Genomic DNA, 14,743 nt, shown 5'->3' with positions numbered 1-14,743 from the left:
GATAATTAACAATTTACAATTAAAAAAATGAATGTAGTTGCGATTTTTGATATTGGTAAAACAAACAAAAAGGTTTTTTTATTTAACGAAAATTATAAAATTGTCTGGGAGAAATCAGTAAATCTGGAAGAAACCACAGACGAAGATGGATTTCCGTGTGAAGATATCGAAGTACTTAAAAATTGGATTTTAGACCGATTATCTGAAATAAAAGAGCTGACGGAATATGTTTTGAAAGCCATTAACTTTAGTACTTACGGAGCTAGTTTTGTGTATATTGACGAAAAAGGAAAAGTTTTAACTCCTCTGTATAATTACCTAAAAGATTATCCAGAGGAATTAAAAGCTGATTTCTATGAAAAATATAAAGGAGAGAAAAAGTTTGCTGTAAAAACAGCTTCTCCAGTTTTGGGCAGTTTAAATTCGGGAATGCAGATTTACCGATTGAAAGAAGAAAAGCCCGAAATATTTGAAAAAATAAAATACTGTCTGCACCTGCCGCAGTTTTTGAGTTTTCTTTTAACCAATGAAGCATACGCTGATATTACCAGTATTGGCTGTCATACCAATTTGTGGAACTTCAAAAAAATGAAATACCATAAATGGCTGAAACAAGAAAATATAGCATCTAAAATTCCGCCAATTCATTACGGTAAAGATGTAATTATGAATAGCGATAATCTTGCTGTTGGTGTTGGTCTTCATGATAGTTCATCCGCAATTATTCCGTACACGATCAATTTTACAGAACCTTTTGTTTTATTGTCAACAGGAACTTGGAGTATTTCTTTAAATCCGTTCAATAATAAACCTCTAACTTTTGACGAATTGCAAAATGACTGTCTTTGTTATATGCAGTACACCGAAAAGCCTGTAAAAGCAGCACGTTTGTTTGCTGGAAACGAACATGAAATGCAAACCAAACGTTTGGCACAGCATTTTAATGTAGCTATTGATACGTACAAAGAAGTTTATTTTGATAAGAAAATCGTAGCCAATTTACGCTCGCTCAATTTTCAAATTATCTATCCTAAAAAGTACGATTTTGATATTTTAAATGAATGTCCTTTTCAAAAAAGAGATCTTTCTTACTATAAAGATTACGAAACGGCTTATCATCAATTAATGCTGGATTTGGTAGAACAGCAGGTTTTTTCTACCAATTTAGTTATTCATAACAGCCCGGTAAAAAAGATTTTTGTAGACGGAGGTTTCAGTAAAAATTCTATTTATATGAATTTGTTAGCAGAAGCTTTTCCAGATGTAGAAGTCTATGCGGCTTCAATGGCGCAGGCAAGTGCATTGGGCGCGGCATTGGCTATTCATCAAAACTGGAATCCAAAACCAATTCAGAACGATTTAATTGACTTGAAATTCTATAAACATTAGGTAAAAACGGTCTGTATGTTGTAAATTTGCTGAGAAACGTATTTTTTACATTTTTACAGTATACGCCTAATGAACAACACACTAAATACTACAACATGAAAATTGGACTTTTTATACCTTGTTATGTCGACCAATTTTATCCAAAAGTAGGAATTGCAACCTACGAATTACTTCAAAAATTAGGCTGTGACGTCGAGTTTCCAATGGGGCAGACCTGCTGCGGACAGCCAATGGCAAACAGCGGTTATGCACATTTAACAAAAGGATGTGACGCTAATTTTATTGCCAATTTTTCTGGATTTGATTATATCGTCTGTCCTTCTGGAAGTTGTGTTTTACATGTAAAAGACCATTTGCACGACGAAAACCAAGAAGATAAAGCAGCAGCAATTCGAAATACGGTTTACGAACTAACAGAGTTTATAACCGACATTTTAAAAATCGACCATATTGACGGAAGATTTCCTTATAAAGTTGGAATGCACGTAAGCTGTCACGGTCAGCGTGGATTAAAGCTTTCGCAGATGTCTGAATTAAACGCGCCATTTTTCTCTAAACCAGAACAATTATTGCACAATATTGAAGGTCTTGATTTGGTTGCTTTAACTAGAAAAGACGAATGCTGTGGCTTTGGAGGTACGTTTTGCGTTACCGAAGAAGCAGTTTCTGTGAAAATGGGACAAGATCGTATTAAAGATCACGAAAGCCATAATGTGGATTATATTACTGGAGGCGATATGTCTTGCTTAATGCATTTAGAAGGTATTTTAAAAAGACAAAAAAGCAGGATCAAAACGATTCATATTGCTGAAATATTAAATTCACTCGAAAATTAAAATAAATGTTGAGTGTATTTTTTAACCGCAAAGTTCGCAAAGAAAAAATACGCAAAGCACGCTAAGATTAAAAATTAGCTTTGCGAACCTTTCGTAAAACCTTACGAACTTTGCGGTTAAATAGAACATACCAATAATAAAGATTTCAAAATTGACTTTTAAATAATTAAAAATGTCATCAGAAAAAATAATACCGCACAGCGAAGCCGCAACCAAATTCAACAAAGATGTAGAGCGTGTCAATTGGCATGATGAAACACTTTGGTTTGTGCGTGCGAAACGTGACAAATCTGCTCATCAAATTGCCGATTGGGAACTGCTTCGCGAAACCGCTTCCAAAATCAAAAATAATGTACTCTCCAATATTCATGACTATTTAGTTGAATTTGAAGCTAATGCTCAACGGAACGGAATAATTGTACATTGGGCAGCAGATGCCAAAGAGCATAACGAAATAGTGCATTCGATCATGGCAAAACATGATGTAAAGCAAATGGTGAAATCCAAATCGATGCTTACAGAAGAATGCCATTTAAATGATTATTTAGCCGAAAAAGGAATTGAAGTCATCGATTCTGATTTAGGAGAATATATTGTACAGCTTCGAAAAGAACCGCCAAGCCATATTGTACTTCCGGCGATTCACTTAAAGAAAGAAGATGTAAGCGAAACTTTTCACGAACATTTAGGTACAGAAAAAGGAAATTTCAATCCGCAGTACTTAACAGAATCGGCGCGTCATAGTTTAAGAAATACTTTTTTGACTAGAAAAGTAGCTTTAACCGGAGTGAATTTTGCTGTTGCAGAAACTGGAGAATTTGTAGTTTGTACGAATGAAGGAAATGCCGATATGGGTGCGCATCTTGCAGACGTCCACATTGCGTGTATGGGATTTGAAAAACTAGTTCCGAAAAGAGAACATTTAGGTGTTTTTCTAAGATTATTGGCTAGAAGTGCCACTGGTCAGCCTATAACAACTTTTTCAAGTCATTTCAAAAAACCAAGAGACGGTCAGGAAATGCACATTGTAATTGTAGATAACGGCAGAAGCAAGCAGTTAGGCAGAGAAGATTTTAGAAATTCTTTGAAATGTATTCGCTGCGGCGCTTGTATGAATACCTGCCCAGTTTACAGACGAAGCGGCGGACATAGTTATCATAATGCCGTAGCAGGTCCAATTGGTTCTATTTTAGCGCCGAATTTAGACATGAGCAAAAATGCAGATTTGCCATTTGCAAGTACACTTTGCGGCTCTTGTACAAACGTTTGTCCTGTTAAGATTGATATTCATGATCAATTGTACAAATGGCGTCAGGTTTTGGTAAAAGACGGTTATACGCCAACAGCAAAAACCGTTGCTATGAAAACGATGGCAAAAGTTTTGGCCAATCCGACAATCTTTAATATTGCTGGAAAATCAGGCCGATTTGTAATGAAAAATATTCCTGGAATGGTCAATAATAAGATGAATAAATGGTACGATCAACGCGAAATGCCAGACGTTCCAGAAGAATCGTTTAGAGAATGGTACAAGAAAAATTCAAGAGAATCTAAATCGAAAGACAATGAGTAGTAAAGCAGAAATTTTAAATAGAATAAAACTGAATCAGCCGGATTTGGTTGCTGATCTGCCAGATTTAAGTCTTTTAGGTTCAGAACAATTTGATGTGCTGGAAACGTATAAAACGGTTTTAAAAGGAATTGGTGGCGACCCAGTTGAAGTTGCTGATTATAATGAAATCATCAATTACATCAAATCGAATTATAACTTAGAAAAAAGGCTCATTACAACGCTTCCAGAACTTTCTGAAATTGCTTCTTTAGACTGGAAAACGGTCGATCCGCATTCACTGCAGAATGTTGAATTAACAGTTATAAAAGCACATTTTGGCGTAGCAGAAAACAGCGCACTTTGGGTGACCGATGATATTTTAGGACAGCGAGTGGCGCCTTTTATTGCGCAGTATTTAGCAATTGTGGTTCAGAAAAAAGACATTTTACCAACTATGCAGCAAGCGTATAATAGAATCGGAAACATGGAATACGGTTTCGGAACTTTTATAGCAGGTCCGTCAAAAACCGCAGATATCGAGCAGTCTTTGGTTCTAGGTGCTCATGGAGCCAGAGGATTGATTGTGTTTTTATTGGATTAAAATAAAATATAGAGATAAAGAAAAAGCGAGGCATGTACCTCGCTTTTTTTATGTTTGAAAAAGTTTATATTATACTGTTTGATCGTCAATTACTGCGTCTGGAGCATTTGATTTTACAGATGCAATTCCATTATCTCTTGCAGAAGTACTTTCATACATTTCGCTAGAACCAATTATCTGTCCGTTTCCAGCTTTTAATGTAAAATACGGTTTACCACTTTTCGATTCTTCTTTGTTGTAACGAGAATCATCCTGCGAGTTTGTTTTTACAGATTCGATTCCGTTTTCAGCACCTGCTTTTGTAGAGTAACCTTCGCTGCTCAAAATTGTCTGGCCATTTCCAGCTTTCAAATTAAATTGAAATTCACCGTTGGTTCTTTTAGTAATTACAAATTTTCCCATGTAGTTTTTTATTAAAGTTAGGTAATATTTTATTTTTGATAAATATAAAAATACAAAACTTAGTCCTATAAATCATACAATCATTTTAAAAAATGATTACCTAAACAATAAAAAAGGTATCGTAAAAATTGAAATTAAATCCCTAAGCGAAAATCAGATACACTTTTTTCTTCCAAGTTAATTTGATCAAATGTGCTTTGAGTTCCTTTATCTACAGGGCACTGTGTACTAATTCCAGCCCAGATTTCTTTTGGATAATTATTTTTATACAATCGAACCATCTGCCAGTTTTTCTTATCAAGAGAATAATAGCTGGCAACCGTTTTGGTATCCGAAGAAATTTTCATGTAAATAGACGGCTGTTTTACAACATCATGATTATTGTCATCAGAAGTACCCATTGTGCGTACCGTTACAACTCTGTGATTTCCTCTTTCGTCTTGTTCAAAACAAAATTTTTGGTAGAAACTATCATTTACATAAATGTATAAAACACCAGCATTATATAATCCTTTTTCGGTAAATTCTGGAGTTACTTTTGCTGTAAGTGTAAAAGGTTTCGTGTTATCGACTTTAGACAAAAGCATTGGAGCAGTGTTATTGGATAATTTTCCATCAGGATCTGAAAAGTAATCTGATTTTTCGCCTGCTTTAAATATAATTTTTTCGTCTTTTTCAGTTTTAATTAAAGTATCTGCGCCGTTAACTGCTTTTGTAAAATGTATGGCAGATAATTTAATATCACAAGTTGAACCATTTACAAATGCTGAATCTTTTTTGGTTTCTTCTGCAGTTGTCGCTTTTGTAGTTTCATTTTTAGAATTACAGCTTAGAAATATAGAAAGGCTTGAAATAATGAATGTCTTGTAAAAAAATGTTTTCATAATGGTCTTTTTTGGGATATTAAATGATATTTTTAGTTTTCCAAAATTAAAATTGCTTTTCAAGAAGGGCAATACGTAAAATTAACCAATTCCTCTTTTAAATGCCACAGAAGCTTTCAATCGAAAACGAATTAATTACTACATTTTTAGAACAAAAATTTGATGATGGAGAATCAAATGATATTGAAATGTACAAACAATTTGTAAGCAATTATGTAAAGATCGAACAATGTGTGGCAGTTCTATCCGATTATCAGTCAGATTGCAGTTATATTTATGCGGGAAGTTTCGGTGCAGTATTCGGACTTCCGGATGCAAATTCGGTAATTGATTCGGCTTTTGAAGAATGTATTTTTACCAAAATAAATCCAGATGATTTAGTCGAACGTCATGTTTTAGAACTCAACTTTTATCAGTTTTTAAAAGGAATTCCACAAGAAGAATATAGTAATTACAGTACTTTCAGTCGTTTAAAAATGAGAGATTCTGTAGAAAAATGTTCGCATATCAATCATCGCACTATTTATCTCAAAACATTCAGCAACGGCAGTATTTCTTTGGCGCTATGTTTATATTTACCTTCAACAGATCTACAGCCCCGAAAAGGAATCGATGGAAAAATTATCAATATAAAAACGGGCGAAGTAATAGAATCTGAGAAGTATAAAAATCAGGTTGAAAATATTCTTTCAAAAAGAGAAATAGAAGTTTTAACCAGCGTTGCAAAAGGAAACAAAAGCGAGCAAATCGCTTCAGAAATGCATATCTCGGTATATACAGTTCGTCGTCACAGGCAGAATATCATTGAAAAACTAAAAGTAACCAATACGGCAGAGGCAGTGCAGACGGCTTTTGTTATGGGAATTATTTCGCTTTAAATTTTTAATTTGTATTTTTATAATCACTTGTTCAAAAGACGTCGACGTAAATTTTGTTGGCGAATATTTATATGAAAGAAATCAGCGAAATACTAAAAGCATATTCTCGAGCAAAATCCGAAGGAAAAAAAACAGCCCTGGCTACTGTAGTTAAAGTCGAAGGATCTTCATACAGGCAGGCAGGCGCACGAATGTTAGTTACAGAAGATGGTTTGCTGACTGGCGCAATAAGCGGCGGATGCCTGGAAGGAGATGCTTTACGAAAAGCACTTCTTTCGATTAATCAAAAACAAAATAAACTAGTCACTTATAATACAAGTAATGAAAATGATGCCGAAGTTGGTCTACAGCTTGGTTGTAACGGAATAGTACATATTCTTTTTGAATACATTGACGATGAGGTTCAGAATAATTCAATTCAGCTTTTACAGCAATTAGAATTAGAAAGGAAAGAAGCTGTTATTGTTACTGTTTTTTCTTTGAAAAGAAATGCTTCTCAGATTGGAACCACATTATTTTTCAGAAAAGACAGTCCTATTTTAAATCATAATGATGAAGTTTTGAGTTTAATTTCGGATGTAAAAGAAGTTATTAAAACCAAAACCTCTGTAGTTAAAAAACTTCAGGGAAAAAATGATGATGAAGCTTTAATTGAATATATAAAACCTCCAATTTCTCTAGTTATTGCAGGTGCAGGAAATGATGTAAAGCCGTTAGTAGAAATGGTTTCGATTCTAGGATGGAAAATTACCGTTGCGGAAGGTCGTGCCACTCATGCCGTACAAAAACGTTTTCCAAAAGCAGATCAAGTTTTTGTTACAAAGCCCGAACAATTTTTAGAGCATATTAGTATTGACGATCAAACGTATTTCGTTTTAATGACGCACAATTACAAATATGATCTGGGAATTCTAAAATTATTACTAGAAACAAACTGCCAGTACATTGGTATTTTAGGTCCAAAATCAAAGTTGAACCGAATGCTGGATGATCTCGAAAAAGAAGGTGTTTTTCTAAATGAAGAACAGCTCAATAGAATTTACAGTCCAATCGGACTAGATATTGGTTCTGAAACAGCAGAAGAAATTGCACTTTCTATCGTCTCTGAAATTAAAGCGTTTTCTACCGAAAGACAAGGAGCTTCTTTAAAATATAAGTCAGGTAAAATTCATGATGAAATTCATTATGGAAAATAAATTCCAAAATAAAATAGGCATTGTAATTTTGGCTGCAGGAAGTTCTTCCAGATTAGGACGGCCAAAGCAATTATTGCAGTACAAAGAGACAACGCTTTTAAATAATACAATTTTAGAAGCTTCTAAAGTTCAAAATTCGTTTGTGGTTGTGGTAACAGGCGCAAATAGTGAAAGTGTTTTAAAAGAGCTTATTTCTGCTGAAATAACTACTTGCTTCAATCTAGATTGGGAAACAGGAATGTCGTCTTCAATTGTAAAAGGTTTAAACGAAATACTGCTTTTAAATCCCGATTGTGAGCAATGTATTTTTGCAGTCTGCGATCAGCCTTTTGTAAAGACTTCAATATTTGAAAACCTTATAAACGAACATGATAAAACAGGAAAAGCAATTGTTGCTTCTGCCTATTCCAAAACTTTAGGAACGCCAGTCTTATTCCATAAAAAATACTTTCGTGAATTATTGGAATTGAAAGGGCAGGAAGGCGCAAAAAAACTCATTAAAAAGTATGCTGAAGATACGGCTTCAATTATCTTCGAAAAAGGAAATATTGATATTGATACCGAAGAAGATTACGATAAGTTGATTCGGTGATTTAGTTGCAGAGGCTCAAAGGTGCAAAGTTTTTTATAGATTGAATAAAGATTAAAATCTGCTTAATCTGCAAGATCTGCGAGACAAAAAAATACTTTCTTATGTTTTCGAGTAAAGTTCACGAACCAAAAAAAGCACACGATCAATAACAATATCAATTTCTTCTTTGGTAGTAAATCTTCCCAAACTAAACCGAATCGAACTCAAAGCTTCTTCATCCGATAATCCCATTGCTTTTAAAACATGAGAAGGTTCAGAAGTTACTGCCGAACAAGAAGCTCCGTTTGAGACCGAAATAGTACCTAAAGCCATAATCAGTTGTTCTGAATTAACACCTGGAAAACATATATTTAAAGTATTACAAATACGATTCTGAGTATTTCCATTTACAAAAGAACCTTCAAATTGAAGTAATCCTGATTCTAATTTATTACGTAATAATTCAATTATATATTGATCTTCTTCTAATTCATTTACAGCTATTTCACACGCTTTACCTAAACCAATAATTCCAGGGACATTTAGCGTCCCACTTCGTAATTTACGCTGCTGGCCGCCGCCAAGTATCTGTGAAGTTAATTTTAGTTTGGCTTTCGCCGAAATATACAACGCACCAACTCCTTTTGGACCATAAAACTTATGCGCCGATAGTGCTAAAAGATCAATTCCCAAAGATTTAACATCAATCTGAATTTTCCCGATGGCCTGAGTAGCATCACAAAAAAATAACACATTTTTAGCTTTCAGAATCTTAGAAATTTCCGCAATGTTTTGAATAACACCTGTTTCATTATTAGAAAACATTCCAATGAAAACCAGTGTTTTATCATTTAGTATTTCTTCTAAAAGTTTAATATCTAAAATGCCATCAGAACAAGTTGGTAAATACGTTACGGTAAAACCTATATTTTCCATAAAGGCACAAGTTTCAAGTACAGCTTTGTGTTCAGTAGCAATTGTAACAATGTGTTTTCGATCCTGATCGGCTAGACCTTTTATCGATAAATTAATTGCTTCTGTTGCTCCAGAAGTAAAAATGATTTCTTCTGCATCAGCATTAATTATATCTGCTGTCTGCCATGCAGCATTTTCAACGGCTTCTTTAACGGTTAATCCCGTAATATGCTGACTAGTCGAGTTGGCATAAAAATCTGTAAAATAAGGAAGCATAGCTTTTAGAACTCGTTCATCAACTCGAGTTGTAGCATTATTATCCAGATAAATATTTTGGTTTTGAAACATAATTTTGACTTAGTGTCGTAAAAATACAATTTTGAAAATTCCTAAAATTAAAAAAATGTATAAATCTATGTGTCTGTTTTTTAACGCAGAGTCCGCAAAGGTTTAATAAGTAGAGAGATTTATAAAAATACAAAGTTCACAAAGCTGGGATTGATGAAGCTTTGAGGACTTAGCTTTTTTTTTAAAATAATCTATATCAAAAAAACTTAGTGTTCTTTGCGGTTAAATTTATGAGAAACTGTAATTATTCTAAATAAGCGTAATGTTTGAATTTTATAACTTTTTGTGAATTAAGATTGTTAAATTTGTTAGAATACCTAAAGTGATTTTGCTAATTTAAAGATAGACTGAATGGCTTCAAAAAAAACAAATCCGAATAAAGTAAGTGTGGAAGACTCCAATTCCCGCCGAGACTTTATAAAAAAATCAGGACTTTTTACCGCTCTCGCCTTGACACCGCCTTCATTGGTAATGGCATCCGAGAATAAATGGGACGAAAAAATAGCGGAATATTTGGAGACAGTACCGCTTTCTATCGAAGTAAATGGCAAAAAACACAATCTTAATATCGAACCAAGAACCACTTTGCTAGATTTGTTAAGAGAACAATTGCAGCTTACCGGAACTAAAAAAGGATGCGATCACGGACAATGCGGTGCGTGTACGGTTCACGTAAACGGAACCCGAATTTTGTCGTGTTTATCTTTGGCTTCTATGCAGCAAAACGCACAGGTTACCACAATCGAAGGTCTTTCGAACGGAAAAAAACTACATCCGATGCAGGAAGCTTTCATCAAAAATGATGGTTTTCAATGCGGTTACTGCACGCCAGGACAAATTATGTCTGGAATTGCCTGTATCAAAGAAGGCCATGCTAACAGCAGGGAGGAAATCAGAGAATATATGAGCGGTAATATCTGCAGATGCGGTGCTTACCACAATATTGTTGATGCTATAACTGAAGTGAAGGAAGGAGGAAAGGAGATATGAAAAATTTTCAGATCATAAGAGCATTGTCAGCAGCATCTGCTGTTTCAAATATCAAGAAAGAAAAAGAGGCGATGTTTATTGCCGGCGGTACAAACTTGGTTGATTTAATGAAAAAGAATGTAGTGGCTCCAGATAAACTGGTAGATATTACAGCTTTAGATTTAAAACAGATTGAATTTTTAAAAGGAAAAGTTTCTATAGGCGCCCTAGCCAAAAACAGTCAAGTTGCCGAAGATGCATCCATTAAAGAAAAACATCCTTTGCTCGCTCAGGCTTTGGCAGCAGGAGCTTCACAACAAATAAGACATATGGCAACGGTTGGCGGAAATATATTACAGCGTACTCGCTGTTCGTATTTTTACAATACGGATATGCCTTGTAACAAACGTGTTCCTAAAAGCGGCTGCGGCGCTATTGGCGGTGTAAATAGAATGCACGCAATTTTTGGAGCTTCAGAAAGCTGCATTGCCGTTCATCCAAGCGATATGTGCGTGGCGATGGCTGCATTAGACGCTAATGTTTTGGTAGAAGGTCCAAAAGGGAAAAGACAAATTAAATTCACAGATTTTCATCGTCTGCCGGGAAATACGCCAGAAAAAGACAATACTTTGGAAGATAAAGAATTGATTACTTCAATCGAAATTCCGGATAATAATTTCACTAAAAATGTACATTATCTAAAAGTACGTGACCGAAGCAGTTATGCCTTTGCATTGGTTTCTGTTGCTGTGGCTTTAGATCTTAAAAATGATAAAATTAATGATGTCAGACTTGCTATGGGCGGTGTGGCACATAAACCGTGGCGATTAACTGAGGCAGAAGAATTTCTGAAAGGGAAAACAATTTCAGAAGGGATTTTTAAACAGGCAGCAGATTTAGCAATGAGAGGCGCCAGAGGTTACGGTGATAATGATTTTAAATTAACACTAGGAGCCAATGCCATAACAGAAGCACTTACAATAGCAGCATCAAAATAATTAGATTATGAGCAAGACAAGTAATATTAATAGAGTTGACGGATTTGCTAAAGTAACAGGTTCTGCAACATATTCTGCCGAATATAAAACGCCTGGTGTTGTATATGCGTGTTTGGTTGGAAGTACGATCGCAAAAGGAAGAATCAAAACCATTGATACTAAAAAAGCAGAGTGGGCGCCTGGAGTTTTGGCAGTTATCACACATTTAAATGTGGATAAACCTGTTGGCTATCAAAAGGCGAAAGACAAACATAATTTCGGTCAGCCGCTTCAGATTTTTAAAGATGATTCGGTTTTGTACTACGATCAGCCGATTGCATTGGTTATTGCCGATACTTTCGAGCGTATGCAGTATGCAGCAAGTTTAATTAAAGCCGATTATCTAAAAGAAGAACATTCGACCGAACTTAAAAAAGCAGCAGATAAAGAGAAAAAAGTTGAAACCGATAAAGGAAATGACTACCATCGCGGTGAGCATGACGGATATAAAAATGGAGAGGTTGTTTTAGAAGCAGAATATACCATTCCAACCGAAGTTCATAACCCGATGGAACTTGCCAATATTATCGCAAAATGGGATGGAAATAAACCGATTTTGTATACCAAAAGTCAAGGTGTCGAAGGAACTCGTAAAAGTGTTGCCGGAGTTTTTGGTGTACCTGTTGAAGATGTTGAGGTGCATTCTGAATATCTTGGAGGTGCATTTGGAATGGGATTACATACTTGGCCTTATGAAATCGCAGCTTTAATTGGAGCAAAAAAACTAAATCGTCCAGTAAAATTAGTTCTGCATCGCGAGCAAATGTTTACCAATGTTGGATTCAGGCCTTATACCATCCAGAAAATGGGCTTAGGCGCAACCAAAGAAGGAAAACTGACTGGCTTGACACACGAAGCCGTTGCGATGACTTCCAGCTATGAGGATTTTATGGAAGGAACCGTAAACATGTCGCGATTTATTTATGATTGTGCGAATGTTTCTACGCGTTATCGAATTGTACCTTTGGATACTTGTACCCCAATTTGGATGCGAGGCCCAGGCGAGGCAACGGGTTCTTTTGCACTAGAATCTGCAATGGATGAAATGGCGCATAAATTAAATCTGGATCCAATTGAATTTCGAAAACTAAATTATGCGGAAAAAGATCTGGAACAAAATAAACCGTGGAGCAGTAAATATCTTTTAGAATGTTACGAAGGCGGTATGGAACTTATTGGCTGGAAAAACCGCAAAAACAAACCTGGTTCAGTGAAAGAAGGCGACTGGCTGGTAGGCTACGGAATGGGAACGGGAACTTTTGGAAGTTACAGAAATCCAACAGCTGTAAAAGCTAAATTTTTAGCAGATGGAAATTTGGTACTTCAATGCAGCGTAAATGATATGGGACCGGGAACGGCAACGATGATGACTGCAATTGGCGCTGAAATTACTGGAGTACCGCCAGAAAATGTAATTATTGAAATGGGAAAAAGCGGACTACCAAAAGGTCCAACGCAGGGAGGTTCTGCCACAACTTCATCTGTAGGTTCTGCAGTTCATGATTCCTGTAATTTATTAATAAGCAAAGTGCTTGGGCTGGCAAGTGAAAATCCATCTCTAAAAGGAATTCCGATTACAGATTTAACTTTTTCAAATGGTGTGATTTCATCTAAAAAAGATACTTCCAAAAAGGTTGGTTTAACTTCCTTGCTTACTGCAAATAAATTAGAAGGAATAGAAGTTGAAAACCAATCGAAAGGTACAGAGGAAGCTAAGAAATATTCTATTTATTCATTTTCAGTGCATTTTGTAAAAGTATTAGTGAATCCGAATTTGGGTAAAATACGATTAGCGCATGTGGTTTCCTGTGCCGATATCGGAACGGTTATCAACCAAAAAACATCGGCTGGGCAAATGTACGGCGGTGCGGTAGGAGGAATCGGAATGGGATTGATGGAAGCTCTCGAAATCGATCATCGTTTTGGAAGACCAATCAATAATAATTTCGCCGATTATCACGTTCCAGTAAATGCTGATATTGAAAAACAGGAAGTTTTCTTCGTGAATAAAAAAGATCCAATCAGTAACCCAATGGGAACAAAAGGTCTTGGAGAAACCGCTTTGGTAGGAATGGCGCCTGCAATTGCAAATGCTGTTTTTAACGCCACTGGAAAGCGAGTAAGAGATTTACCAATTACATTAGATAAAATTATAGAAACCGTTAAGGTTTAAAAAAAAAGAGACATTGTCTCTTTTTTTTAGTTTCAATAATATGAAATATGTCGCTTCTCTGGAGCTTGAATTTCATGACTTAGAATTTTCTATAACTATTAAGCTCCGCTGGAGCTATTAAATGTTCTAAAGAAAGTCCCAGCGGGACGAAATATTTATAGAAATCACAAATCAGTTTCTCATTTCCAAAAGCCCCAGCGGGGCGACATAAACCGTTATTAAAAACAATCTAAATCAAACATAGCGAGATTAAAAAAAGTCGCAAAGCTTAAAAAAACTTGCGACTTTGTGTCTTCATGGTATATTAGTAAAACTTATTTAATCGTAATTGGTAATTCAACAGTTGTTTTATCCCATCCTATAACTAAGTTAGCAACAGAACCCTGAGTTGTAAACGCAATAGATAAAGCCTCGATCGTTTCGCTTACGGATTTAACAGGAACTGAAACTCTTACAACATCTTTACTTTGGTCATAAGCATAAGCGCCCCATAAATCCAATTCTTTGTTGATAATGATAGTCCATTTATCTTTTTCAGGAATAGCAAATAAGCTGTAAGTTCCTGCTGGAATATTTTTACCGCCAATTGTTACTGCTTTGTAGAATTTTACCTCTGTATTTTCATTAGCACCAACTCTCCAAACTTCTCCAAATTTCACAATATCTCCAAAAATTGTACGTCCTTTTACAGAAGGTCTAGCGTAAATAACTTTGACAACTGGATTTGGATTATCTGTTTTTTTGAATTTTACTGCTTTGTTTGGGAAATAAGAAATGTCAACCGGACTCGCATCAAGTGGAGCAAACTTTACTATGTCTTGAGCTTGAACTGTGAAGGCAGCAAATAAAGTAACTGCCAGTAAACTTAATTTTTTCATAGGATTACAATTTTTAGAATAACTACAAAGTAAGTTAATAATGAAGAAAAATCATATAATTACAGTTTGTTTTTTGTTAATGAATTGATAACAGTTTTTATTTCTGATTGAAAT

14 protein-coding genes are annotated in these 14,743 nt (G+C 35.2%); 10 read left to right on the top strand and 4 right to left on the bottom strand.

Annotation, left to right across the window (positions count from 1 at the left end; all coding sequences use genetic code 11):
- Nucleotides 1-27 precede the first annotated feature (27 nt).
- The 4 genes from QMG60_RS18005 (at nt 28) to QMG60_RS17990 (ending at nt 4,378) form a co-directional block, all read left to right on the top strand.
- On the top strand, nt 28-1,389 hold the full coding sequence (locus QMG60_RS18005) for an FGGY-family carbohydrate kinase (RefSeq protein WP_281865907.1): 1,362 nt from the start codon (nt 28-30) through the stop codon (nt 1,387-1,389).
- Nucleotides 1,390-1,484: 95 nt separating this feature from the next.
- Nucleotides 1,485-2,225, top strand: a complete 741-nt coding sequence (locus QMG60_RS18000) for a (Fe-S)-binding protein (RefSeq protein ID WP_281865906.1) — start codon at nt 1,485-1,487, stop codon at nt 2,223-2,225.
- Nucleotides 2,226-2,397: 172 nt separating this feature from the next.
- Complete coding sequence (locus QMG60_RS17995; protein ID WP_281865905.1) at nt 2,398-3,798, top strand: lactate utilization protein B; 1,401 nt, start codon at nt 2,398-2,400, stop codon at nt 3,796-3,798.
- Nucleotides 3,791-4,378, top strand: coding sequence for an LUD domain-containing protein (locus QMG60_RS17990; protein WP_281865904.1), 588 nt, complete (start codon nt 3,791-3,793; stop codon nt 4,376-4,378). Before QMG60_RS17995 ends, QMG60_RS17990 begins: the two co-directional genes overlap by 8 nt.
- 69 nt (nt 4,379-4,447) lie before the next feature.
- Here the strand turns inward: QMG60_RS17990 and QMG60_RS17985 are convergent, their stop codons facing one another.
- Together QMG60_RS17985 and QMG60_RS17980 are read right to left on the bottom strand one after the other, a co-directional pair.
- Nucleotides 4,448-4,780, bottom strand: a complete 333-nt coding sequence (locus tag QMG60_RS17985; protein ID WP_057116163.1) for a YegP family protein — start codon at nt 4,778-4,780, stop codon at nt 4,448-4,450.
- A 134-nt stretch (nt 4,781-4,914) separates the two neighbouring features.
- Nucleotides 4,915-5,664 (bottom strand): DUF1349 domain-containing protein, encoded by a 750-nt coding sequence (locus tag QMG60_RS17980; RefSeq protein ID WP_281865903.1) that lies wholly within the window; start codon nt 5,662-5,664, stop codon nt 4,915-4,917.
- A 101-nt stretch (nt 5,665-5,765) separates the two neighbouring features.
- Here QMG60_RS17980 and QMG60_RS17975 point away from each other — a divergent pair, with 101 nt between their 5' ends.
- From QMG60_RS17975 to QMG60_RS17965, 3 genes are all read left to right on the top strand, one after another.
- Nucleotides 5,766-6,542 (top strand): helix-turn-helix transcriptional regulator, encoded by a 777-nt coding sequence (locus QMG60_RS17975; protein WP_281865902.1) that lies wholly within the window; start codon nt 5,766-5,768, stop codon nt 6,540-6,542.
- A gap of 71 nt (nt 6,543-6,613) precedes the next feature.
- The gene (locus tag QMG60_RS17970) at nt 6,614-7,738 is read left to right on the top strand and encodes an XdhC/CoxI family protein (protein WP_281865901.1); all 1,125 of its coding nucleotides are present in this window, start codon (nt 6,614-6,616) and stop codon (nt 7,736-7,738) included.
- On the top strand, nt 7,713-8,330 hold the full coding sequence (locus tag QMG60_RS17965; RefSeq protein WP_281865900.1) for a nucleotidyltransferase family protein: 618 nt from the start codon (nt 7,713-7,715) through the stop codon (nt 8,328-8,330). Before QMG60_RS17970 ends, QMG60_RS17965 begins: the two co-directional genes overlap by 26 nt.
- 99 nt (nt 8,331-8,429) lie before the next feature.
- Here the strand turns inward: QMG60_RS17965 and QMG60_RS17960 are convergent, their stop codons facing one another.
- Entirely contained in the window at nt 8,430-9,572 is a 1,143-nt protein-coding gene (locus QMG60_RS17960; protein ID WP_281865899.1) for a cysteine desulfurase family protein, read from the bottom strand.
- 351 nt (nt 9,573-9,923) lie between these two features.
- Between QMG60_RS17960 and QMG60_RS17955 the strand changes: the two genes are divergently transcribed.
- Genes QMG60_RS17955 through QMG60_RS17945 form a run of 3 tightly spaced genes read left to right on the top strand, consistent with a single transcriptional unit; the run spans nt 9,924 to nt 13,751 of the window.
- Nucleotides 9,924-10,562 carry a 2Fe-2S iron-sulfur cluster-binding protein gene (locus QMG60_RS17955; RefSeq protein ID WP_057116158.1) on the top strand — a complete coding sequence of 213 codons (639 nt, stop codon included), beginning with the start codon at nt 9,924-9,926 and terminating at the stop codon, nt 10,560-10,562.
- Entirely contained in the window at nt 10,559-11,539 is a 981-nt protein-coding gene (locus QMG60_RS17950) for a xanthine dehydrogenase family protein subunit M (protein ID WP_281865898.1), read from the top strand. Before QMG60_RS17955 ends, QMG60_RS17950 begins: the two co-directional genes overlap by 4 nt.
- Before the next feature lie 7 nt (nt 11,540-11,546).
- Nucleotides 11,547-13,751: a xanthine dehydrogenase family protein molybdopterin-binding subunit gene (locus tag QMG60_RS17945; protein ID WP_281865897.1), complete on the top strand. Its 2,205-nt coding sequence runs from the start codon at nt 11,547-11,549 to the stop codon at nt 13,749-13,751.
- A 314-nt stretch (nt 13,752-14,065) separates the two neighbouring features.
- On the opposite strand, the gene QMG60_RS17940 is transcribed toward QMG60_RS17945, so the two are convergent.
- On the bottom strand, nt 14,066-14,629 hold the full coding sequence (locus QMG60_RS17940) for a DUF2911 domain-containing protein (RefSeq protein ID WP_281865896.1): 564 nt from the start codon (nt 14,627-14,629) through the stop codon (nt 14,066-14,068).
- Between the last annotated feature and the right edge of the window lie 114 nt (nt 14,630-14,743).

Source organism: Flavobacterium sp. GSB-24, from assembly GCF_027924665.1.
Taxonomy (GTDB): Bacteria; Bacteroidota; Bacteroidia; order Flavobacteriales; family Flavobacteriaceae; genus Flavobacterium.
The sequence above is the reverse complement of the archived record's forward strand: the minus strand, read 5'-3'. Positions and strand labels throughout refer to the sequence as shown.